A 23,423-nucleotide genomic window follows, 5' to 3' on the forward strand; every position below is an offset into this window, starting at 1 on the left:
AGGAAAAATCTATGTCTTTAGAAAGAGAGTTATCGAATGCAATTCGTATACTAAGTGTTGATGCAGTTCAAAATGCAAAATCGGGTCATCCAGGTATGCCCATGGGCATGGCTGATATCGCAGAAGTATTATGGAGGAATTTTTTAAAACATAACCCAAAAAATCCAAAATGGGATAATAGAGATCGATTTATTTTATCTAATGGCCATGGTTCAATGTTGCTCTATAGCTTATTACATCTTACTGGGTATGATGTATCAATAGAAGAAATTAAAAAATTTAGACAGTTTAATTCTAAAACTCCAGGTCACCCTGAAATCAATGAAACTCCTGGTGTTGAAACTACTACTGGTCCATTAGGTCAAGGTTTAGCAAATGCTGTAGGTATGGCTATTGCAGAAAAAACATTAAGCGCTTATTTTAATCGTTTACACTTTGATATAGTAAATCACTATACTTGGGTGTTTGCGGGAGATGGGTGTTTAATGGAGGGAATTTCACATGAAGTTTGTTCTTTAGCAGGAACATTAAAATTAGGAAAATTAATTGTTTTTTATGATAGTAACGGTATTTCAATAGATGGAAAAGTATCAAATTGGTTTACAGATGATACAGTAATGCGTTTTAAGTCTTATAACTGGCATGTAATAGATAAAGTAAACGGGCATCATTCAAGTTCTATCAAAAAAAGTATTCAAGAAGCAATGTCTATAAAAGACAAGCCTTCTATAATTATTTGTAATACTATTATTGGTTTTGGATCACCCAATAAATCAGGAACATCGGAATCTCATGGCGCTCCTCTTGGAGAATCTGAAATTAATTTAACAAGAAAAAATTTAAAATGGAAATATCTACCTTTTGAAATTCCCCAAGAAATTTATAAAAAATGGGATTTTGTTAAACAAGGATTCAAATTAGAACAAGAATGGAATAAAAAATTTTCTTTATATCAAGTAAAATATCCTGAGTTAGCTAAAGAATATTTGAGACGTTTTAGAAAAGATCTTCCTGAAAAATGGCATCAAAAAACTACTGATTATATTATCAAATTACAAAATAACCCTGAAAACATAGCAAGCCGAAGTGCTTCTCAAAACACTTTAGAAAAATTTGTAAAATTACTACCTGAGTTGATAGGTGGTTCAGCGGATCTATCACCTAGTAATTTAACCATCTGTTCATCTTCTAGTTCAATAGCAGAGAATTCATCTGGTAATTATATTCATTACGGTGTTCGTGAATTTGGAATGACAGCCATTGCTAATGGTATTTCACATCATGGCGGATTTATTCCATATACTTCAACATTTTTAATGTTTGTTGAATATGCAAGAAATGCTGTTCGTATGGCTGCTTTAATGAATACTAAACATATTTTTATATATACTCATGATTCTATTGGACTAGGTGAAGATGGTCCTACTCACCAACCAATAGAACAGTTAGCTAATTTAAGAATGACTCCTAATATAGACGTATGGCGACCTTGTGATCAGGTAGAAACTGCTACAGCATGGAAATTTGCAATTGAAAAAAAACAAGGTCCAACAGCGTTAATTTTATCGCGTCAGAATTTATCTCAAATTGACAGAAATAATGAGCAATTAAATAGCATTTCGCGCGGAGCATATATATTATATGAATCTAAAAAAACTATTGATATTATTTTTATATCAACTGGTTCAGAAGTTTACATTACTTTACTTGCTGCAAAAAAAATTATGTCTTTAGGTTATTCTGTTCGTGTCATTTCTATGCCTTCTAATAACGTTTTTGACAGACAAGAAAATGAGTATAAAGAATATATACTTCCTTCTTATGTGACTAAAAGAATCGCAATAGAGGCAAGTATAAAAGATTTTTGGTATAAATATGTAGGAATAAACGGTTTAATTATTGGCATGAAAACCTTTGGAAAATCAGCTCCAGCCGATATTTTATTTAAAAATTTTGGTTTTACTATAGAAAACATAGTCAACAAATCAAAAAATTTTTTACAATATTAATTTTAATTTATCATAATTAGCTATTAGGGGCTTTGGCCCCATTTTAGTAATTTGTTTAATACTTAAAAAATTATAAAAAACATTTAACGAGAAAAATATGATTTGCTCAGTCACTGAATTGTCAAAAAAATTAATTCAAATTCCATCTATTAGTCCAAAAGATTTAGGTTGCCAAGATATCATAATGAATTTCTTATCTAAACTTGGATTTAGCATAAAAGAAATCAATGTTAATGACACAAAAAATTTTTGGGCTACTAGAGGATTAGGTAAAACTTTGACATTTGCAGGTCATACAGATGTAGTTTCACCTGGAGAATATAACCATTGGAATAATAATCCATTTGATCCTATAGTGAAAAATGGTATTTTATTTGGAAGAGGCGCATCAGATATGAAGGGTGCTTTAGCTGCTATGCTAATAGCATCGAAAAGATTTATAAAAAAACACTCGAATCATAAAGGAAGATTATCTTTTTTAATTACTTCAGATGAAGAATCTTCTGCTATTGATGGAACAAAAAAAATAGTAGATTATTTAATTTCTCAAAAAGAGGTAATTGACTATTGTATAATCGGCGAACCAACTAGCATCAATAAAATTGGTGATTGTATAAAGAATGGACGACGTGGTTCTTTAACAGCTAAGTTAAAAATTTTAGGTATCCAAGGTCATATTGCATATCCTCATTTAGCAGACAATCCAATTCACAGGGGATTACCTATTATTTTAAGATTATTATCTATGCCATTAGATCAAGGTAATACTTTTTTTTCACCAACTAGCATAAATGTTTCGAATATTCGTGCAGGTAATGGAAATAGTAACATAATTCCGGATTCTTTATTGACACAATTTAATTTTCGTTTTAGCAATGAAATATCTGAAGATCAAATTAAATTAAAATTTATAAAAATATTAGAAACAAATAATGTGAATTATTCCATAAAATGGTATTTATCTGGACTGCCTTTTATTACAAAAAAAAGATTTTTAACTAATATCGTCATGAAATCTATTTTAAGCATTACTAAGCATAAACCAGTTTTATCTACAGATGGTGGAACTTCAGATGGACGTTTTATAACAAAACTTAATCCTGAAATAATAGAATTAGGGTTAACTAATAATACTATTCATAAAGTTAATGAATGCGTCAAAATATCTGATTTACAAACATTAGCTTTAATTTATGAAGATATTATGAAAAAGTTGTTTATATAACAAAGCATAAAAATTAAAAAACTTATTTAATTATAAACGATGCAGAATATCTATTGAGATAATCTGCACGTATACTCTAAATGTACAAATAAAATTTGTTATATGTTTATTGTTTTTAATTAATTTATACAGGGGGCAAAATATCAATTTTTTTTCTTGTTAAATCTTGTTCTGTATAAGGTATTGTATATTCTTCATCTTCATGAGGAAAATTTATTTCTTTAGGAATAATTAACTTATTAATTTTATTTTGATTATTGTCGTTAGTACAATGTCTAGGATGGTTTTGCAAAATGTTTAAGTTGCAAGAAGTCAATGAAAGCGAAATAAAAATTTCTAAAATAATAATTTTTTTTTTAAAAAAAAGTTTATTTTTATTAAAAGTTAGCATATTGAAGAGCTTTTTCCAGTTGAACTTTTCCGACAGATGAAATTGGAGTCATTGGTAATCGAAGTGTATCATTTTTTATTAAACCCATTTTTTTAGCAAGCCATTTAATTGGAATTGGATTTGGCTCTATAAATAATGCTTCATGTAATAAAGATAAGCGTTCATTTATAGATCGAGCATTTTTAAAATCACCCTTTAATGCATATGAACACATTTTTGTCATTTCTTTTGCAGCAATATTTGCTGTAACTGATATGACGCCTTGACCACCTAATTGTATGAAATCTAATGCTGTTGCATCATCACCGCTAATTAGTAAAAAATTATTTTTTACTATTTTTTTTATTTGATTAATTCTTGATAAATCTCCACTTGCTTCTTTTATTCCAATGATGTTTTTAAATTGAGACAAACGAGAAATTGTTACAGGCAATAAGTCACATCCTGTACGACTAGGAACATTATATAAAATTTGCGGTAATTCTGTATTTTCTGAAATTGCTTTGAAATGCTGATATAATCCTTCTTGAGTAGGTTTATTATAATATGGAGTTACAGTAAGACAAGCTGCAATTCCAGATGTTTCAAATCTTTTAGTTAAGGATATTGCTTCGGTTGTAGCATTTGCACCTGTACCTGCAATAATAGGAATCCTTTTATTTGCAATTTCTAATGTTGACATGACAACTTTAATATGTTCTTCTTGACTTAAAGTAGCTGATTCTCCAGTTGTTCCAATAGAAACAATTGCTTTAGTTTTATTTAAAACATGGTAATCAATTAAATTTTTTAAACTAGAATGACAAATTCCGCCTGATTTATTCATTGGTGTAATTAGAGCTACGATACTTCCTGTGAACATTATTTTTTTCCTTCGTAAAAAATATTTCATTGTATATTTATTTAATATTGAATACGAATTAGATAAAATTATACATATGCGTTTATTATGATTTTAATTAATTTAATTGTTTGATTAGTATAACTTTAAATATAAATTGTATTTTTAATAGATGTTAAACATGACTTTTACACATTTAATTGGTATTTAAATATTTCAGTTAGTGTTGAAAATTTCTATAAATAATGTTTTAATAAAAATAAATTTTACTTTCAAAGATAACTTGATTTTATCAATATAAAATATAAATATAAAAATTATAAAAAATTATCATAATATTTAAAATTATTGCTTTTATTTTTAATTATTAATTAGATAGTGCTAAATCTGACTGTCTAATTTGTTTAAAGAATAAGAAAAAATATATTTTTCAATAATAACGTTGTTATTTTACTAAATATATAATGTTATTATCAAAAATTATTGTTCATTAAATATGCCAATTATTTTTTATCACACTGCGCTCTAAATCTTAATATATGATCCATAACCACAATTGCAACCATAGCTTCTGTGATTGGAACAGCTCGGATACCAACACATGGATCATGCCGACCTTTTACTACTATTTCTGTTTTTTCATTATGTATATTAATTGTTTGTGCGGGTATTCGTATACTTGAAGTAGGTTTGAACGCTGCTTTTAATATAATTTTTTCACCATTGCTAATCCCTCCTAATATTCCTCCTGAATGATTACTTCTAAAACCATCTTGAGTAATTTCATCTCGATTTTGGCTGCCTCTTTGTTTGACAACTAAAAAACCATCTCCAATCTCTACTCCTTTAACTGCATTAATACTCATCAATGCATGCGCTAAGTCTGCATCTATTCGGTCAAAGACTGGTTCTCCAATGCCTATGGGAACATTTTCAGCGATAATTGTTATTTCAGCTCCAATTGAATCGCCTGCTTTTTTTAATTCCTTAACTAATTTTTTTATATTTTCTATTTTTTTCGAATTAGAACAAAAAAACGGATTATTATTTATTTCTTCCCATGATTCGAATGGACATTGAATATCACCTATTGCTGATAAATATCCTCGAATTATTATTCCATGTTGACTTTTAAGATATTTTTTTGCAATAGCTCCTGCTGCGACTCTCATAACAGTTTCTCGTGCTGATGCTCTTCCTCCTCCTCGATAATCTCTAATACCATATTTTTTTTCATAAGTATAATCAGCATGTCCTGGTCTGAATAAATTTTTTATATCCTGGTAATCTTGAGATCTTTGGTCAGTGTTATAAACAAGTAGACCAATACTTGTTCCTGTGGTTATACCATTAAACACTCCAGAAAGTATTTGAACTTGATCTGATTCAGATCTTTGGGTAGTGTATCTAGAAGAACCAGGTTTTCTTCGATTTAAATCATGTTGTAAGTCATGAAGAGATAATTCTAAACCTGGTGGTACACCATCAACTACACACCCTAATGCTTTACCATGTGATTCACCAAAAGTTGTGACACAGAATATTTTTCCAATTGTATTTCCAGCCATATTTTTCTTCTTTTAATTGTTTATACACAAATTTTTACACTATAAATAATTGAGATTTAAATGATATCATTGTAGAAAACATTTTTATTGGGTAATGCAATGATAAAATTTTTATTTGTTGTTTTTATAAAAACTAAATTATATAATTAAAAAAATATTTCTTAAAACAATAATTTTAAATAATGTAAATTTATTTTAGCTTTGGTAATAAATGATTATGAACAAAAATCGAGACTATACTAATAATAGAAATATTTTATTTCGTCAACATACAAATGATATACAAGAAATCATACAAGATACGATATTTCATTCAAGAGTTAATAAAGTAGTTCATCAAAACATAACATTAAAAAGAAAATTTTACGAAGAAGAAGCTAATAGCCATTATTTTTCTTGCCTTCAAAATGAAAAAAATTTTTTTGAAGAAAATCCAGTTTCTTATATACGTAATAAAAATTCAAATAATATCTTAAAAAAATTAAAAAAAGGAAAATATTTTCCAGATATCTCTCTTGATTTGCATGGGTTAACACAATATCAAGCGCAAAAAAAACTAGGTCAACTAATTACAATTTGTCAAAAAGAAAAAATTTTTTGCGCACATATTATACACGGATATGGAAAAAATATTTTAAAAAAGCAGATACCTTTTTGGTTGTCTCAGCATCCTGATATAGTTGCATTTCACCAAGCTCCTAGAATTTTTGGAAGTGATGCTGCTATTATAGCGATTATTGAAGTTTCCAATTAAAAATCAAATAAATACAGAATACTTTTTAGAATATATTTATATTTTAAAATAGCATAAAAATTGAGTTAATTGTATTTTAAAATTTTAAAGGATTCTATTTTTTAACAATTTAATAATACAACGATATTTATTTAAACAAAATAATTTTTTTAAAACCCTTATTTATTTGGGTTTTTTTGTTTTATAGTAAGTGTAATTTTGTAAAGTTACTTGTAAAAACAAAATATTGCAGGATTAAAAAATGTTGAATAATAATCGCATACGTATAGCTATGCAAAAAACTGGTCGTTTAAGTAGTGAGTCTATAAATTTATTAACTTTATGTGGAATTAAAATTAATTTAAAACAGAAAAAATTAATCGCGTTTGCGCAAAATATGCCCATTGATGTGATGTTGGTACGTGATGATGATATTCCAGGTTTAGTAATAGATGGAGTGGTAGATTTAGGAATAGTCGGAGAAAACGTTTTAGAAGAAGAGTTGTTAAATCGCAAATCGCAAAATTTAGATAGCTCCTATATTACTTTAAGACGTCTCGATTTTGGTATTTGTAGGCTATCTCTTGCTATTCCTATCAATACTGATTACATTGGAATTAAATCTATAAACAATTTTAGAATAGCTACTTCATATCCTCATTTGTTAAAAAAATACCTAGATCAAAAAAATATCAATTTTAAATCTTGTATGTTAAATGGTTCCGTAGAAGTGGCACCAAGAGCGGGATTAGCTGATGCTATTTGTGACGTAGTTTCAACAGGAGCTACTTTAGACGAAAATGGACTACGTGAAGTGCAAGTAATCTTTCGATCATATGCATGTCTGATTTGTAAAACAGGAAGCATTAGTGCTATTAAAAAAGAAGTTATTAATAAATTAATGACTCGTATTAAAGGTGTAATTCAAGCACGAGAATCTAAATATATTATGTTGCATGCTCCTATTAATAAACTTGATAAAGTAATATCGTTATTACGTGGCGCAGAAAAACCAACAATTTTAAAATTAGCTGGCGATAAGCATCGAGTAGCTATGCATATGGTGAGTAGTGAAACATTATTTTGGGAAACAATGGAAAAATTAAAAGATTTAGGAGCTAGTTCAATTTTAGTTTTACCTATTGAAAAAATGATGGAGTAAATCTTATGAATTATTTTAATACAATTTTTAATTGGAATGAGTTAAATTCTAATGCTCAAAAAAAAATTTTATCAAGACCTATTCATCTGGAAAATAAAATTATTAAAAAAAAAGTAAAAGAAATCATTAAAAACGTTCAACTTTTAGGAGATCAATCTGTAAGAGATTATACTAATATATTTGATAAGCATTTATTAAATACATTTCAATTGTCTCAACAACATATATCATCTGCTTTAAAAAAAATTAATTCTATATTAAAACAAGCAATTTCTGTTGCAAAAAAAAACATTAAATTATTTCATGAAGCACAAATTATACCTGAAATAGATATTGAAACGCAATCTGGAATACGCTGTCAGCAAATATTTCTACCTTTGAATTCTATCGGAATTTATATTCCTAATGGAATAGCTCCTTTGTTATCTACTGTTTTAATGTTAGGTATACCTGCTAAAATTGCGGGTTGTAAAAAGGTTATATTATGTTCACCTCCTCCAATTAGTAATGAGATCATTTATAGTGCACATATTTGTGGTATTAATCAAATATTCCAAATAGGTGGTGCTCAAGCTATTGCGGCTATGGCTTTTGGAACTGATAGTGTCCCTAAAGTAGATAAAATTTTTGGACCAGGAAATTCTTATGTTACAGAAGCAAAACTACAAGTTAGTTCTATGTTAAATGGCCCAGAAATAGATATGTTAGCTGGACCTTCTGAATTGTTAATCATCGCTGATCAAACTTCTAATCCAGATTTTATTGCTGCTGATTTATTATCTCAAGCAGAACATGGGGTATCTTCACAAGTAATTTTATTGACTTCTTGTATCACACTAGCAAAAAATGTTGTCTTATCTATTAATAAACAATTAAAAAATTTTTCTAGGTCATCAGAAATATATATTTCTTTAAAAAATAGTGCAATAATTTTAACGAAAAATTTGCTTGAATCCATTAGTATATGTAATACATATGCACCAGAACATTTAATTATTCATACAAAAAACCCAAGATCATTACTTCGGAATATATCTAATGCTAGTTCGATTTTTTTAGGTCCTTGGTCTCCTGAATCTGCAGGCGATTATGCTTCTGGAACTAATCACGTTTTGCCAACGTATGGGAAATCTATTTCAAAATCTGCTTTAGGATTATCTGATTTCCAAAAACGTATATTAGTACAAGAATTAACATCTCAAGGATTTTTAAATTTATCTAATACTCTTACAACTTTATCTAAAGTAGAGAGATTAGAAGCTCATGATAATGCTGTAAAAATTCGCGTTAATTTCCTTAAGGATAAATATGAAAGATAATGTAATTCATTTAGTTAGAAAAAACATAGCAAATTTGCAACCTTATCAATCAGCTAGACGTATTGGAGGAAATGGTAGTATATGGTTAAATGCAAACGAATGTCCTATATCTAGTTTATTTACAACTAATATTACATCATTTAATCGTTATCCAGAGTCTCAACCTAAAAATTTAATTTCATCTTATGCTAATTATGTTCATTTGCCTAGCGATCAAGTTTTAGCCACTAGAGGAGCTGATGAAGGCATAGAATTATTAATTAAGGCTTTTTGCAATCCTGGAAACGACGCAATTGTTTGTTGTCCTCCCACTTATGATATGTATGCGTTAAATGCAAGTATTTTAAATGTGCAAGTGAAAGAAATTCCTATATTTAAAAATACTTGGAAAATAGATTTAAAAAATATTCAATATAACCTTAATAAAGTTAAGTTAATATATATATGTAACCCTAATAATCCTACTGGAAATATTATTTCAAAAGAAAATATTATAAGTTTATTAAACATGACTTTTGGATCTGCTATTGTAGTGATAGATGAAGCGTATATAGAATTTTCTTATAAAGATAGTATGGTAAATTATTTAAAATGTTATCCACATTTAATTATTTTAAGAACTTTGTCTAAGGCGTTTGCATTAGCTGGTCTAAGATGTGGATTTACTTTAGCAAATAAAGAAATTATTGATATTTTAAATAGAATAATTAGTCCCTATCCAATTTCTACAATTGTCGCTGATATTGCCGTTCAGTCTTTATCTAAAGACGGAATAAAAAAGATGCAAAGTAGAGTATTGACGCTAAATTTAAACCGTGATTGGTTAATTCGTGAATTAGAAAAAATATCTGTAGTAAAAAAAATATTTAATAGTCACGCTAATTACGTTTTAGTAAGCTTTCATATGCACAAAAAAATATTTCAGAAATTATGGGAAAAGGGTATAATTTTAAGAAATCAAGATCATAAGATTCATCTAAAAAAATGTTTAAGAATATCAATTGGTTCTTATTCAGAATGCGTTCGTTTAATTCAAGAAATTAAAATTTTATCTGATATATAATATTCTAATTGTAAGGTTTAATAAATGAAAGAAAAAATATTATTTATTGATCGAGATGGAACTTTAATTGATGAACCTCAAGATAATTTTCAAGTTGATAAAATTAATAAAATTGCATTAAAAAAAAATGTTATTTCTTCATTATGTGAATTAATGAAATTGAATTATAAATTTATTATGATTACCAACCAAGATGGTTTAGGTACAGAATCATTTCCATTGGAAAAATTTCATACACCTCATTTTTTTCTTTTAAATATTTTTCAATCAGAGGGAATAATATTTGAAGATATTTTGGTTTGTCCACATTTTGAAACAGACAATTGTAACTGTAGAAAACCTAAAATTAAATTATTAAAAAAATGGCTAAATAAAATAGATAAAAACCGAAGTTACGTTATTGGTGATCGAAAAACAGATATGGATTTAGCAAAAAATATTCAATTACAAGGTATACAATATAAAGAACATGATTGCAATTGGAAAAAAATTGTACAAAAAATTAAAAAAACAAATAGATTTGGAGAAGTTGTTAGGAAAACAAACGAAACTTCTATACATGTGAAAATATGGCTAGATTTAGAACATGCTAGTCATATCCATACGGGAATACATTTTTTTGATCATATGTTAGAACAATTATCAATACATAGCGGTATTTCTATTTATATCAAGGCTGAAGGAGATTTAAAAGTTGATGATCATCACACTATAGAAGATACAGGTATTGCTTTAGGGAGTGCATTATTACAATCGTTAGAAAACAAAAAGGGCATATCTAGATTTGGTTTTTTTGTACCTATGGATGAGAGTATAGCAAAATGCATTATTGATTTGTCTAATCGTTCATATTTAGATTTTAAAGGTAGTTTTCGACATCAATTTGTTGGAGACTTAAGCACTGATATGGTGGAACATTTTTTTTATTCTCTTTGCCAATCCATGAAAATTACTTTGCATTTGTCATGTAAAGGAACTAACGATCATCATTGTGTTGAAAGTTTATTTAAAGCATTTGGAAAAGCTTTGCGTCAAGCGATAAAAATAGAAGGGGAAACATTACCAACATCAAAAGGAATATTATAGTGGAAATAGTTATATTAAATACTGGTTGTGCTAATTTAACGTCAATTAAGATAGCTGTCAAAAAATTAGGTTATACCTTTCAAATTACGTCTAACCCTGATTCACTATTAAAATCTAAAAAATTAATAATACCAGGAGTAGGAACTGCTTCGGCAGTCATGAAAATATTATATAAAAAAAATTTAGTTAATATTATTAAAAATATGAAACAACCTGTATTAGGTATTTGTCTTGGAATGCAAATTTTTTGTCAGCTTAGTGAGGAATGTAATGGAACGAAAACAATTGGAATTTTAAACAATTGTTCGACTGTACTCTTGAAAAGCTCACATTTATCTTTACCTCATATTGGTTGGAATTGTATTGATATTAAAAAAAAACATCTATTATTTAAAAATATTCAAAATAAATCTAGATTTTATTTCGTTCATAGTTATATTATTCCTGTTGGGAAATATACTTTAGCAACAAGCAATTATGACGTATTTTTTAGTGCTGTTATTCAAAAAAACAATTTTTTTGGAGTGCAATTTCATCCAGAGAAATCAGGTGATATAGGTGCTCAATTACTGAAAAATTTCTTAGAGATATAATTTTATGATAATTCCAGCATTTGATTTTTTAGAAGGTAAAGTAGTTCGTTTATATCAAGGTAATTATTTAAACAAAACATTTTATAATATAAATTTATATCAATATTTAAAAAATCTAAAAAAGAAAGGAGTAAAAATTATTCATTTAGTAGATTTAAATGGCGCAAAAAAAAGAGAAGACAGACAGTCTCGACTTTTTCAAAATATAATTTCATCTACTAATATGTTAATTCAAATAGGGGGGGGAATACGAACTGAAAATGATATAGATGCATTATTTCATTTGGGTTGTGAAAGAGTCGTGATTGGTTCTTCTGCAATAAAAAATAAATTTGCAGTAAGAAGATGGTTAAAAGTTTATGGTCCTGATAAAATTGTTTTAGCGTTAGATATTAATATTGTAAATAATAGAAAAAAGATATCTATTAATGGTTGGGCAAAAGAAACTAATCATACTTTAGAGGATACAATTGATTTTTTTTCGACTGAAAGTTTAACTCATGTGCTTTGTACCGATATATCTAAAGATGGAACTTTATCCGGTCCTAATATTAGTTTATATCAAGAAATTGTTCAAAAATTTAAACATATTAAATTTCAAGCATCAGGAGGGGTATCGAATTTATCTGATATTATTGCTTTAGAAGAATCTGGTGTAAATAGCATTATTATCGGACGTAGTTTATTAGAGAAAAAGTTTACAATTGAAGAGGCTTTAAAATGCTGTCAAAACGTATAATAGCCTGTCTTGATGTTAATAATGGAGTAGTAGTAAAAGGTATTCAATTTAAAAATCATCAAATTGTAGGTGATATCATTCCATTAGCTCAACGTTATGCAAAAGAAGGTATTGATGAATTAGTCTTTTATGATATAACTGCAGCCACCAAAAACACTTTAGTAGATAGAAGTTGGATTGAAAAAGTAGCAGAAGTGATTAATATTCCTTTTTGCGTCGCTGGTGGGATTAAAAGTGTTGAAGATGCAAGACAGATATTATCTTTTGGCGCCGATAAAATATCAATTAATTCTGCTGCATTAATTGATCCTACTTTAATTACAAGAATTTCTGATTGTTTTGGTATACAATGCATGGTGATAGGTGTTGATTCGTGGTTTGATAAATCAAGTCAATGTTATATGGTGCATCAGTATACAGGAGATGTTGATCGTACGTATCAAACTAACTGGAAAACATCTGATTGGATCAAGCAAATTCAAAAATATGGTGCTGGTGAAGTTGTTTTAAATATGATGAATCAAGACGGAGTACAAAACGGATATGATTTGTTACAATTAAAAAAGATGAAAAAGATATGCAAAGTACCTTTAATTGCATCAGGTGGCGCAGGAAATTTAGAACATTTTTATGAAGCTTTCTTTTATTCTAATGTTGATGGTGTATTAGCTGCTTCTGTTTTTCATAAAAATGTAGTTAGCATAAAAGTTTTAAAAGATTTTTTAATAAAAAAAGGCTTAGAGATTCGGAAATGTTAATAAAACAAAAAACAAGATTCCAATTAGATTGGAATAAAACTAATGGTATGATTCCGGTAATCATACAAGATTGTTTATCTAATGAAGTTTTAATGCACGGTTATATGAATCAAGAAGCTCTTTTAAAAACACAAAAAGAACGTTGTGTTACTTTTTACTCTCGTAGTAAACAACGTTTATGGACGAAAGGTGAAAATTCAGGGAACTTTTTAAGAGTTATAAAAATTATTCCAGATTGTGACAACGACTCATTGTTAGTTTTAGTTGAGCCTATTGGAAATACATGTCATTTAAATCAAAAAAGTTGTTTTTTTTTAAAAAAAAATTATCTTTATTTTCTTTTTGAGTTAGAAAGAATAATAGAAAATAGAAAAAATAATAATTTAACTAATTCTTACACATCTAGTTTATATAAATCAGGAACTAAACGAATAGCTCAAAAAGTAGGTGAAGAAGCAGTAGAAACGATATTAGCTGCCATGAACAAAAATACAACAGAATTAATCAACGAAGCTTCAGATTTAATTTACCATTTACTTGTATTGCTACATGATCAAAATTTAAATTTTAATTTAATTATTGAAAATTTAAAAAAAAGAAAATAATAAGATTTTAAAATTTTTTTTAAATTAATATTTTTGTAAAGCAATTAATAAAAACAATGTTTAATTTATAATGTTTAAATTTGTTTTACTTTCAAAAAATTTCAATAAAATTAATATATATTAATAATAATATATATACACTTGTCTTATTGTACAAATCACATAAAAAACATAAAAATTTATATAATCATAAGATATACAATTAATTTCAAAAATTGTAATAATCTTAAATTTTATATACTTATAAAAATATTTATATTTCTAAATAGAAAATTGAAAACAATTGTAATATCATTTTTTGTATAAAAAATAATTTAATAAAATAATTTTAAAAAAATAATATATTTTTAGTATTGGAGAAAAAAAATGTTAAAGCAACAAATTGGTATTGTAGGTATGGCTGTTATGGGAAGAAATTTAGCATTAAATATCGCAAGTAAAAACTATCGTGTATCTATTTTTAATAGAACTAAATCAATAACAGAGGAAATAATTAAAAAAAGTAAGAAAATCAATATTTTTCCATATTTTTCTATTGAACATTTTATCAAATCTTTAGAAAAACCAAGGTGTGTTTTATTAATGATAAAATCAGGTTCTCCTACAGATAAAACTATTGCATCTATTATTCCGTATTTAGAAGCAGGAGATATATTAATTGATGGAGGTAATACGTTTTATAAAGATACTATCAGAAGAAGTAATGATCTTTTTAAAAAAGGCATACATTTTATCGGAATGGGTGTATCAGGTGGTGAATTTGGAGCATTAAATGGACCCTCTATCATGCCTGGCGGATCAAAAGAAGCATACAAACTTATTTTTCCTATTTTAAAAGATATATCTGCTAAATTTAATGGAGAACCTTGTGTTACTTATATCGGTCCTAATGGTTCTGGTCATTATGTAAAGATGATTCATAATGGAATAGAATATGGTGATATGCAATTAATTTCAGAATCATATTTTGTCTTAAAATATTTATTAGGCTTAAATAATCAAGAACTTTCAAATATATTTTCCAATTGGAACAAAGGAGAATTGAATAGTTATTTAATTGAGATCACAAAAAATATTTTTTTAAAAAAAGATGAAAATAATCATTATATATTAGATTTAATTTTAGACAAAGCAGAAGATAAAGGTACTGGAAAATGGATTGCTAAAAATGCTTTAGATTTTCGAGAGCCACTGACATTAATTACAGAATCTGTTTTTTCAAGATATTTATCTTCGCTTAAAGAACAACGTATTATTGCTTCGAAAATTTTAAAAGGACCTAGTTCGCAATGTATATCGTATGAAAATAAAAAAGAATTTATTGAAGAAGTGCGAAGAGCTTTATATTTAGGAAAAATTATTTCTTATGCTCAAGGCTTTTCTCAGTTAAAAAAAGCATCAGAACAATATTCTTGGGATTTAAAATATAGTGAAATTGCTAAAATTTTTAGATCTGGATGTATTATTCGGGCTGAATTTTTAGAAAAAATAAAAGATGCATTTAATATGGATAACAATATCAATAATTTGTTATTAACGCCTTACTTTTCAAAAATATCCAACGAATATGAAAAATCTTTAAGACACGTTGTAAGATGTGGAATAAAACACGGTATCTCTATTCCTGCTTTTTCTTCTGCTATATCATATTATGATAGTTATCGATCCTCATTATCATCAGCTAACTTGATTCAAGCTCAAAGAGATTATTTTGGTGCACATACTTATCAAAGAAATGATAAAATAGGATATTTTCATACAAATTGGTTAATAAAAAAATAGTTTCAACATAAATATTTTAGTTTTTTACAAGAAAATTAACTATATAATTTATTATGAGTTTAACGTTTTGAAAATAGCAGAAGATGTTAAATATGTATCTTTCTGCTATTGATAAATATATCAGTTACGAATATATAGATATATTAAAATTATAGGATAAATCATGCGTTTATGTGATCAAGATATTGAAGAATGGTTAGCTCAAAAAAAGTTAATAATTACACCGTATCCTAAGAAAAAACTTATTAATGGAATTACTGTTGATATACATCTTGGAAATAAATTTCGTATTTTTTATGATCATACTATATCGTGTATCGATTTAAGCAGTTCGAAAGATAAAATATCTAAAAATTTAAAAAAAATAATGAGTGATGAAAAATCATTTTCTAAAAAAAATCCATTTTTTTTAAAACCAAAATCTTTAGTATTATTTTCAACTTTAGAAATTATTACGATGCCTGATAATTTAGTCGGTTGGTTAGATGGTCGTTCTTCTTTAGCAAGGCTAGGACTAATGATTCATGTAACATCGCATAGAATTGATCCTGGTTGGAATGGTAATATAGTTTTAGAAGTTTTTAATGCCGGAAATTTAACGTTAGTTTTAACTCCAAAAATTAAAATTGCTGCATTGAGTTTTGAATTACTTTCTAAACCAGTTTCTAGATCTTACAATGCTCGTTTTGAATCAAAATATAAAATTCAAACTGGTGTAGTTCCCAGTCGAATTTATGAAGAATAAGTGTTTACGTATTTAAAAATATTTAACAAATTATTTAGATATTTTTTCAATAATTACTTTACGATTATTTTTTTGTGTACTATATTGTTAATTTTTATACATGAAATATTATTTTATGCCTATCAAAGTTAGAAAAATATTAGTTACTTGCGCTTTACCATATGCTAACGGTCCAATTCATATTGGTCATATGCTCGAACATATTCAAGCGGATATCTGGGTTCGTTATCAAAGAATGAGAGGACATGAAGTTTGGTTTATTTCTTCGGATGATGTGCATGGTACTGCTATTATGTTGCATGCAAAAAATCTAAAAATATCAGAACAAGATTTAATAAAAAATATTCACAAAGAGCATAAAATAGATTTTATAAATTTTAATATTTCCTATGATAATTATCACACTACACATAGTATAGAAAATCTATTTTTAGTTAGAAAAATATTTACTTATTTAAATGAAAAAAAACTTTTTAATAAGAAAAAAATTGTTCAATTTTATGATAATCAAGAAAAAATATTTCTTCCAGATAGATTTATTAAAGGTACATGCCCAATTTGTTATGCAGATAATCAATATGGAGATGCTTGCGAAAAATGTAGTTCAATTTATAAACCTACAGATTTAATTAATTCTATTTCAGTAATTTCAGGTACATCTCCAATTTTGAAAGAAACTGAACACTTATATTTTGATTTACCAATTTTTTCAGATATGTTAAAAAAATGGATATACTCTGGTGTATTGGACAGTTCAGTAATTCGCAAAACAGAAGAATGGTTAAAATCTGGTTTAGAAGAGTGGTGTATTTCTCGTGATGCGCCATATTTTGGATTTAAAATTCCACATTTTTTAAACAAATATTTTTATGTTTGGTTAGATGCTCCGATAGGATATATTAGTGCATTTAAAAATCTTTGCTCAAATAACAAAAATATAAATTTTAATGATTTTTGGAGCAAGAATACCAATTCTGAACTATATCATTTTATTGGAAAAGATATTATCTATTTTCACACATTATTTTGGCCTTCGATATTAGAAGCATCTGGTTTTCGAAAACCTAGTGGTATTTTTGTACACGGTCATGTTACAATTAATGGGTTAAAATTGTCAAAATCTCGAGGTTTTTTAATCAAAGCATCAGATTGGGTTAAGTATTTTGACTCTGATAGTTTACGTTATTATTATGCAAGTAAATTAACAAATAATATTAATGATATTGAAATGAATTTAGATGATTTTATGTATAAAATAAATAATGATATTGTGAATAAATTAGTCAACTTGGCATCAAGAAATGCTAGTTTTATTAATAGGTATTTTAATGGATATTTATCTGATAAATTAGATGATTATAACTTATATAATTTGTTTGTAGATTCAAATAAAAAAATGGAGAATTTTTTTGAAAATAGAGAATTTAATTTAATTATTAAAAATTCTATGCAATTACTAGATATTGCAAATCAATATATAAATGAAAAAAAACCTTGGGCTATTCGCGAAAAAATAGAAAAAAATAATCGTTTACATATAATCTGTACTATGGGCATTAATTTATTTAGAATAATCATGACTTTTTTAAAGCCTATTTTACCTATTTTATCTAAAAAAACAGAACTATTTTTAATATCAGATCTTATTTGGAACGATGTTCACACGCCTTTATTGTCTAAAAAAATAACAGATTTTCCAAGATTATATGAGAGAATCAGTTCTGATAAGATATTTCAATTAATTCAATTATTTAAATAACTAACAATATAGAAATATATTTATTTACATAACAAATGATTACCATTATTGATTGGAATATCATTTATCCAGGATAGATACCATTGATTTGGTTTCGTATTGTCTTGATAATTAATTGTTCGATTAATAACAAATACGCCTAAAGCACTGATTAATTGATCATTATAAAACAGAAGAGGAATTTGATTTCGTAACCAAGGAGGAATATTATGTTCTTGCCAAATTTTTTTAATATTTCTTCGTTTTTGTCTTCCCATAATTAATATTTTTCCTGCATATTGAAAACGAATGTTAATTAATTCACTATTTTTTGGTTTTGGAAGATTGATTCCTTTTTGATTATTTTTTTTGATATAACCTAAATTATTAGGTAATTGTAACGTATTTTCAGTATTATGCCAAAATATTATTAAGTTTTTAATATCTTTTCTAATTGTAACAAAGTAAAGAAATTTTTTATAACATCTAATTTCATTTTTTTGAACAATTACTTTTAGATTCGAATCTTTTCGACTATATATGATTTCGTTATATACACGCTGAATGTTGTTATATGAAGGTTTTTTAACATTTTTTAAACAAATCCAATATCTAATTAATGCTTTACATAATACTTCTTTCAAGTGTTTAAAACTTGAAATATTTAAACATTCATTAAAATTAAGATATTGTTGAATTTTTTCTTTTAAGAGAATATTTTTTAATATAGTTTCTTCATTACATATATGAGTAGTACGAAAGCAATTTTTTAAAAAGAAAGGCCATTTTTTTTCTAACACTGGTAATATTTTGTGTCGTATAAAATTACGTTCATAATGCGTATTAAAGTTAGTAAAATCTTCTATCCATTTTAATTTATTTAAATTAGCCCAATTTTTAATTTCTTCTTTTGTTTTTGTTAAAAATGGACGAACGATTTTAGTTTGTCCAAAAATTGTTTCAGAAGACATTGCAGATAAACCAGTGGGTCCACTTCCTCGTTTAAGCGATAAAAAAAATGTTTCGCATTGGTCATTTAAATGGTGACCAGTTAAAATTATTTCTTTATGTAATAAATTTTTATAAATTAAGTTATATCTCTCTATTCTTAGTTGCTCTTCAATGTTTTTCGTGATATTGATATCTATTTTTTCAATAATTAATGGTATATTATATTCCTTGCAAACACTAACACAATGTGTTTGCCATTTCTTTGAATCAATTTGAATGTTATGATTGATATGAATAGCACGGATACTAATTTGAGGGTGATTTTTTTTAATTTTACATAAATAATCTAACAGCACCGTAGAATCCATACCTCCACTGTATGCTATTAAAAATAGTTTATATTGATTTTTTTTAATAATATTTTCAATCAAATAAGAAGTACCTAAAATATTGAATCTATTTTGAATTTTGTAATTTTTTTACGTCCGAGTGGAATTGAACCACTAGCCTCCACCATGTCATAGTGGTGCTCTAACCAATTGAGCTACGAACGTAAAATTTAAACATTTTATTTTATCATAAAAATATTTTTTTTCTATTAAAATATATATTATTTTTGTAAAATAAATTTTTTAAATATAAATAAAAACATTTTTTAGATAAAATTAAATTAAGGATATTTTATGTTCACTGGTATTGTGCATGGAATAGGGCAAATTGTTTCGATAGATAAAAAAAAAAAATTACATACTTATACTATTGCTTTTTCATCTGTTTTATTAAAAGATTTAAAACTCGGTGCTTCAGTGTCAAATAATGGATGTTGTTTAACAGTAACAACAATTGATAACTATTATGTAACTTTTGATGTCATGCAAATAACACTTAATTATACTAATTTAGGTCTTACGGATACAGGAAATTATGTTAACCTTGAAAGGTCTGCGAAATATGGCGATGAAATTGGAGGACATATAGTATCTGGTCATATTATAAACACCGCTAAAATTTCTAAAATATTAAAATCAAATAATAACTATATTATATGGTTGAAACTAAACGATTTATCTTTAATGAAATATATTTTTTGTAAAGGTTTTATTTGTATCGATGGAATAAGTTTAACAATTGTTAGTATTATTAATGATGAATTCTCTGTCAGCATAATACCAGAAACGTTATCTTTGACAACGATAGGTTTTAAAAAAATTGGGGAATTGGTTAATATTGAAGTTGATTTACAAACCCAAATAATTGTAGATACAACAGAGCGTTTAATTAATAAAAATTTTATTTTTTCACATACATAATTTAAAGTTTGTATCATGTGTTCCTTAATTATATTGTATTTTATAAATGGAAATTATAAGTGAAAAATTATTTTCTGTTTTTTTTATCAAATATATTAATTGATAATTTTATTTTAGTAAAATTTCTTGGTTTATGTCCTTTTATAGGTGCTTCAAATAAATTAGATATTGCTTTAGGTATTAGTTGTGCTACAACTTTTGTTGTGTTTTTATCTACTATTGTTTTATGGTGTGTTAATTTTTTAATTTTATATCCATTAGATTTACTTTATTTAAGAGTTATTATATATATGTTAATAATTTCATTCTTTGTGCAGTTTACAGAAATAATTTTACACAATTCCAGTCCTTTTTTGTATCGTGTTCTTGGTATTTTTTTACCATTAATTACAACTAATTGTGTAGTTTTAGCAATTCCTTTATTTTGTTTATATGAAAATTACACATTTTTAGAAGCAATATTTTATGCGATTAGTTCTTCATTAGGTTTTTCTTTAATAATGATCATATTCGCAAGTATCAGAGAGCGTATATTACTATCAGATATTCCTATTTTATTTAAAGGATCTCCTATTGTTCTTATAACTATTAGTTTAATTTCTATTTCTTTTATGGGTTTCAAAGGTTTAATAAAAATTTAATTATGTCAACAATAATAGTTATTTTAATTTTTTCTTTATTATCTTTTTTATTAGGTTTAATATTATCATATATAAATTATATTGTTCCAGTAAAAAAAGATCCTATCATAGATAAAATTAATAATGTATTACCTCAAAGTCAATGTGCAAAATGCGGATATGCAGGATGCTATCCTTATGCAAAATCAATAATAAACAATCATGAAAAAATTAATAAATGCACTCCTGGTGGAGGTGAATTAATATTAAAAATTAATAAATTATTAAATTTAAAAAAAAATTTAGAAAATAAAGATATTACAAATAAGTCAATTTTATATACAACAGTGCAAATTAATGAGAAAAACTGTGTTGGATGTTCTAAATGCGCTATATTTTGTCCAGTGGATGCAATTATTGGGGCTCCTAATTTTGTGCATACAGTAGTTAAAAAATTTTGTACCGGTTGTAATATTTGTTTGTCACACTGCCCAACTAATTGTATAGAAATAATAAAAGAATAATATATGTTGATAAAAATAAAATATGTTTTAAAAAAATGTTTATTGCATAAATTTTTTCAAAATTTTATATTTGTTTTTTTTAATAAAAAAAAAAATATGATTTTTCAGGTGGATTAAAATGTTTTCCAATGAAAGAAGGACTAAATAAGTATATTATTAATTATATTCCAAATCCTAAAGAATTTATCATTTATATCAAATATAACACTTTAAAAAAAAATATGTTAAGAGTCAAAACTAATCAAAAAGTATTATGTGGACAACCTTTAACTTTTGGTGATGATTCAAGTGTTCCTATTCATTCACCTACTTCAGGGATAATTAAAAATATAGAATATAACTCTCGTGATATGAATGTTATTCAAGAAAACATAAAAATTACAATTTTGCCTGATTATTTAGATCAATGGATTAGATTAAAAAAAGTTAATAATTACAAGTTATATTCTGCTCAAAATTTGATAAAAATTATTTATCAATTAGGTGTAGTAGGAATGGGTGGAGCTCATTTTCCTTCGTTTAAAAAATTAATGTTAAGTGTTAATAACACACATACATTAGTAGTAAATGCTGTAGAAAGCGATCCTTTAATAACTGCTGATTATTGTTTAATTAGAAACTATTTTAATGAAATATTAATAGGATGCGAAATCATTTCTTGGATATCTAAAGTAAAAAATATTTTAATTGCTGTTCAAGAAGATAAAATTGAACTAATTTCAAAAATTCAATTATCAATTAAAAACAAAGAATTATTTAAAATTTGTATATTAAAAAAAAAATATCCTGGAGGAAGTAGTAAGATTCTTATTAAATCTTTAACTGGAAAAGAAATTCCTTTTGGAAAACATGCTATAGATATAGGATATCTTATTTTTAATATTGCTACTGTTTATGCTATTAAAAGAGCTATTGTGAATGGAGAACCATTAATCCAGAGAATTGTTAGCTTATATAATTATGCAACTAATTTATCTAAAAATTTTTTAATTAAAATAGGTACGCCAATAAATTTTTTTTTAAATTATCTGAAAATTGAAAATCATGTAAATAATATTATTGATATAGGTGGTATATTTATGAATAATATGCTTACTGATTTAAATTATTCGATATCAAAAGATATTAACTGTATTACGATTAAAAAATATACAAAAAAAACAAAAAAAATTGTTAGTTATCCATGTATTAATTGCGGTTATTGCGTTCAAGTATGTCCAGTGAATTTACTTCCTCAAAAATTATATTTATATTCTAAAAATAATAACCATAAAAAAACAAAACAGTCTTATATTATGGATTGCATTGAATGCAAAGCTTGTGAAAAGATATGCCCTAGTAATATACCATTAGTTAAATATTTTAAAAATGAAAAAATAATTCAAAACAAAAGAAATTCAGAAGTTCAGAAAAAAAAATTTTTTTTTAGTCGTTTTCAATTACGAGAAAAAAGATTATTAAGTCAAAAAAAAATATTTTATAAAAATATTCAATATTTAGACAGAATTAAATTCACAGAATCTAATATTGCACAACAAACGTTAAAAAAAGAGTTGATTAGAAAAAAACTAATAGAACAGGATATCAGAAAAGAAATTTTACGATCCGCAATAAAACGTGCAAAATATAAAAAATAATACTTTATGATCTTAATTGTAGAA

Annotated in this window: 21 protein-coding genes, 1 tRNA gene and 1 pseudogene; 18 read left to right on the plus strand and 5 right to left on the minus strand. The window is 26.0% G+C overall.

The window, feature by feature from the left end:
* Positions 1-11: 11 nt before the first annotated feature.
* Both tkt and dapE read left to right on the plus strand, forming a co-directional pair.
* Complete coding sequence (gene tkt / locus IX46_RS00470) at positions 12-2,009, plus strand: transketolase (protein ID WP_053940074.1); 1,998 nt, start codon at positions 12-14, stop codon at positions 2,007-2,009.
* Between the two features lie 97 nt (positions 2,010-2,106).
* Positions 2,107-3,234, plus strand: a complete 1,128-nt coding sequence (dapE, locus tag IX46_RS00475) for a succinyl-diaminopimelate desuccinylase (RefSeq protein ID WP_053940075.1) — start codon at positions 2,107-2,109, stop codon at positions 3,232-3,234.
* Between the two features lie 124 nt (positions 3,235-3,358).
* On the opposite strand, the gene IX46_RS00480 is transcribed toward dapE, so the two are convergent.
* From IX46_RS00480 to aroC, 3 genes are all read right to left on the minus strand, one after another.
* A complete protein-coding gene (locus IX46_RS00480; RefSeq protein ID WP_053940076.1) occupies positions 3,359-3,625 on the minus strand; it encodes a hypothetical protein in 267 nt (88 codons plus the stop codon).
* Positions 3,612-4,487, minus strand: coding sequence for a 4-hydroxy-tetrahydrodipicolinate synthase (gene dapA / locus IX46_RS00485; protein WP_053940077.1), 876 nt, complete (start codon positions 4,485-4,487; stop codon positions 3,612-3,614). Before dapA ends, IX46_RS00480 begins: the two co-directional genes overlap by 14 nt.
* Before the next feature lie 482 nt (positions 4,488-4,969).
* Positions 4,970-6,034: a chorismate synthase gene (gene aroC, locus IX46_RS00490; RefSeq protein WP_053940078.1), complete on the minus strand. Its 1,065-nt coding sequence runs from the start codon at positions 6,032-6,034 to the stop codon at positions 4,970-4,972.
* A 217-nt stretch (positions 6,035-6,251) separates the two neighbouring features.
* On the opposite strand from aroC, the gene smrB reads away from it, so the two are divergent.
* The 12 genes from smrB to metG all read left to right on the plus strand — a co-directional run bounded on the left by smrB (position 6,252) and on the right by metG (position 18,378).
* Entirely contained in the window at positions 6,252-6,788 is a 537-nt protein-coding gene (smrB, locus tag IX46_RS00495; RefSeq protein WP_053940522.1) for an endonuclease SmrB, read from the plus strand.
* Between the two features lie 241 nt (positions 6,789-7,029).
* A complete protein-coding gene (hisG, locus tag IX46_RS00500) occupies positions 7,030-7,929 on the plus strand; it encodes an ATP phosphoribosyltransferase (RefSeq protein WP_053940079.1) in 900 nt (299 codons plus the stop codon).
* A 5-nt stretch (positions 7,930-7,934) separates the two neighbouring features.
* Positions 7,935-9,248, plus strand: coding sequence for a histidinol dehydrogenase (hisD, locus tag IX46_RS00505; RefSeq protein WP_053940080.1), 1,314 nt, complete (start codon positions 7,935-7,937; stop codon positions 9,246-9,248).
* Positions 9,238-10,311 carry a histidinol-phosphate transaminase gene (gene hisC, locus IX46_RS00510; RefSeq protein ID WP_053940081.1) on the plus strand — a complete coding sequence of 358 codons (1,074 nt, stop codon included), beginning with the start codon at positions 9,238-9,240 and terminating at the stop codon, positions 10,309-10,311. Before hisD ends, hisC begins: the two co-directional genes overlap by 11 nt.
* A gap of 24 nt (positions 10,312-10,335) precedes the next feature.
* A complete protein-coding gene (gene hisB / locus IX46_RS00515; RefSeq protein WP_053940082.1) occupies positions 10,336-11,397 on the plus strand; it encodes a bifunctional histidinol-phosphatase/imidazoleglycerol-phosphate dehydratase HisB in 1,062 nt (353 codons plus the stop codon).
* Positions 11,397-11,990, plus strand: coding sequence for an imidazole glycerol phosphate synthase subunit HisH (hisH, locus tag IX46_RS00520; protein WP_053940083.1), 594 nt, complete (start codon positions 11,397-11,399; stop codon positions 11,988-11,990). Before hisB ends, hisH begins: the two co-directional genes overlap by 1 nt.
* Positions 11,991-11,994: 4 nt before the next feature.
* Complete coding sequence (hisA, locus tag IX46_RS00525; protein ID WP_053940084.1) at positions 11,995-12,729, plus strand: 1-(5-phosphoribosyl)-5-[(5-phosphoribosylamino)methylideneamino]imidazole-4-carboxamide isomerase; 735 nt, start codon at positions 11,995-11,997, stop codon at positions 12,727-12,729.
* Entirely contained in the window at positions 12,711-13,487 is a 777-nt protein-coding gene (hisF, locus tag IX46_RS00530; RefSeq protein WP_053940085.1) for an imidazole glycerol phosphate synthase subunit HisF, read from the plus strand. Before hisA ends, hisF begins: the two co-directional genes overlap by 19 nt.
* Positions 13,481-14,092 carry a bifunctional phosphoribosyl-AMP cyclohydrolase/phosphoribosyl-ATP diphosphatase HisIE gene (gene hisIE / locus IX46_RS00535; RefSeq protein ID WP_053940086.1) on the plus strand — a complete coding sequence of 204 codons (612 nt, stop codon included), beginning with the start codon at positions 13,481-13,483 and terminating at the stop codon, positions 14,090-14,092. The genes hisF and hisIE overlap by 7 nt, the downstream gene beginning before the upstream one ends.
* 366 nt (positions 14,093-14,458) lie before the next feature.
* Positions 14,459-15,874 (plus strand): NADP-dependent phosphogluconate dehydrogenase, encoded by a 1,416-nt coding sequence (gene gndA, locus IX46_RS00540; RefSeq protein WP_053940087.1) that lies wholly within the window; start codon positions 14,459-14,461, stop codon positions 15,872-15,874.
* Between the two features lie 163 nt (positions 15,875-16,037).
* Positions 16,038-16,619, plus strand: a complete 582-nt coding sequence (gene dcd / locus IX46_RS00545) for a dCTP deaminase (protein ID WP_053940088.1) — start codon at positions 16,038-16,040, stop codon at positions 16,617-16,619.
* Between the two features lie 115 nt (positions 16,620-16,734).
* Positions 16,735-18,378: a methionine--tRNA ligase gene (metG, locus tag IX46_RS00550; protein ID WP_053940089.1), complete on the plus strand. Its 1,644-nt coding sequence runs from the start codon at positions 16,735-16,737 to the stop codon at positions 18,376-18,378.
* Between the two features lie 20 nt (positions 18,379-18,398).
* Here the strand turns inward: metG and tilS are convergent, their stop codons facing one another.
* Together tilS and IX46_RS00560 are read right to left on the minus strand one after the other, a co-directional pair.
* Positions 18,399-19,739 (minus strand): tRNA lysidine(34) synthetase TilS, encoded by a 1,341-nt coding sequence (gene tilS, locus IX46_RS00555; RefSeq protein WP_053940090.1) that lies wholly within the window; start codon positions 19,737-19,739, stop codon positions 18,399-18,401.
* Between the two features lie 49 nt (positions 19,740-19,788).
* Positions 19,789-19,862 (minus strand) — tRNA-Val (locus IX46_RS00560).
* A 129-nt stretch (positions 19,863-19,991) separates the two neighbouring features.
* Here IX46_RS00560 and IX46_RS00565 point away from each other — a divergent pair.
* From IX46_RS00565 to rsxC, 4 genes and pseudogenes are all read left to right on the plus strand, one after another.
* The gene (locus IX46_RS00565; protein WP_053940091.1) at positions 19,992-20,618 is read left to right on the plus strand and encodes a riboflavin synthase; all 627 of its coding nucleotides are present in this window, start codon (positions 19,992-19,994) and stop codon (positions 20,616-20,618) included.
* Positions 20,619-20,677: 59 nt separating this feature from the next.
* Complete coding sequence (gene rsxA, locus IX46_RS00570; RefSeq protein WP_053940092.1) at positions 20,678-21,259, plus strand: electron transport complex subunit RsxA; 582 nt, start codon at positions 20,678-20,680, stop codon at positions 21,257-21,259.
* An 11-nt stretch (positions 21,260-21,270) separates the two neighbouring features.
* Positions 21,271-21,762, plus strand: coding sequence for an RnfABCDGE type electron transport complex subunit B (locus IX46_RS00575; protein ID WP_053940523.1), 492 nt, complete (start codon positions 21,271-21,273; stop codon positions 21,760-21,762).
* A 104-nt stretch (positions 21,763-21,866) separates the two neighbouring features.
* A pseudogene (gene rsxC / locus IX46_RS00580) lies at positions 21,867-23,399 on the plus strand (electron transport complex subunit RsxC); the annotation flags it as partial.
* Positions 23,400-23,423 lie beyond the last annotated feature (24 nt).

Source organism: Buchnera aphidicola (Aphis glycines) (genome assembly GCF_001280225.1).
Taxonomy (GTDB): Bacteria; Pseudomonadota; Gammaproteobacteria; order Enterobacterales; family Enterobacteriaceae; genus Buchnera; species Buchnera aphidicola_E.

Excerpts from the sequence above, each read along its gene's own strand:
- tkt (WP_053940074.1), top strand. The coding sequence starts at position 12 with ATGTCTTTAGAAAGAGAGTTATCGAATGCAATTCGTATACTAAGTGTT.
- dapE (WP_053940075.1), top strand. The coding sequence starts at position 2,107 with ATGATTTGCTCAGTCACTGAATTGTCAAAAAAATTAATTCAAATTCCA.
- IX46_RS00480 (WP_053940076.1), bottom strand. The coding sequence starts at position 3,625 with ATGCTAACTTTTAATAAAAATAAACTTTTTTTTAAAAAAAAAATTATT.
- dapA (WP_053940077.1), bottom strand. The coding sequence starts at position 4,487 with ATGTTCACAGGAAGTATCGTAGCTCTAATTACACCAATGAATAAATCA.
- aroC (WP_053940078.1), bottom strand. The coding sequence starts at position 6,034 with ATGGCTGGAAATACAATTGGAAAAATATTCTGTGTCACAACTTTTGGT.
- smrB (WP_053940522.1), top strand. The coding sequence starts at position 6,252 with ATGAACAAAAATCGAGACTATACTAATAATAGAAATATTTTATTTCGT.
- hisG (WP_053940079.1), top strand. The coding sequence starts at position 7,030 with ATGTTGAATAATAATCGCATACGTATAGCTATGCAAAAAACTGGTCGT.
- hisD (WP_053940080.1), top strand. The coding sequence starts at position 7,935 with ATGAATTATTTTAATACAATTTTTAATTGGAATGAGTTAAATTCTAAT.
- hisC (WP_053940081.1), top strand. The coding sequence starts at position 9,238 with ATGAAAGATAATGTAATTCATTTAGTTAGAAAAAACATAGCAAATTTG.
- hisB (WP_053940082.1), top strand. The coding sequence starts at position 10,336 with ATGAAAGAAAAAATATTATTTATTGATCGAGATGGAACTTTAATTGAT.
- hisA (WP_053940084.1), top strand. The coding sequence starts at position 11,995 with ATGATAATTCCAGCATTTGATTTTTTAGAAGGTAAAGTAGTTCGTTTA.
- hisF (WP_053940085.1), top strand. The coding sequence starts at position 12,711 with ATGCTGTCAAAACGTATAATAGCCTGTCTTGATGTTAATAATGGAGTA.
- hisIE (WP_053940086.1), top strand. The coding sequence starts at position 13,481 with ATGTTAATAAAACAAAAAACAAGATTCCAATTAGATTGGAATAAAACT.
- gndA (WP_053940087.1), top strand. The coding sequence starts at position 14,459 with ATGTTAAAGCAACAAATTGGTATTGTAGGTATGGCTGTTATGGGAAGA.
- dcd (WP_053940088.1), top strand. The coding sequence starts at position 16,038 with ATGCGTTTATGTGATCAAGATATTGAAGAATGGTTAGCTCAAAAAAAG.
- metG (WP_053940089.1), top strand. The coding sequence starts at position 16,735 with ATGCCTATCAAAGTTAGAAAAATATTAGTTACTTGCGCTTTACCATAT.
- IX46_RS00565 (WP_053940091.1), top strand. The coding sequence starts at position 19,992 with ATGTTCACTGGTATTGTGCATGGAATAGGGCAAATTGTTTCGATAGAT.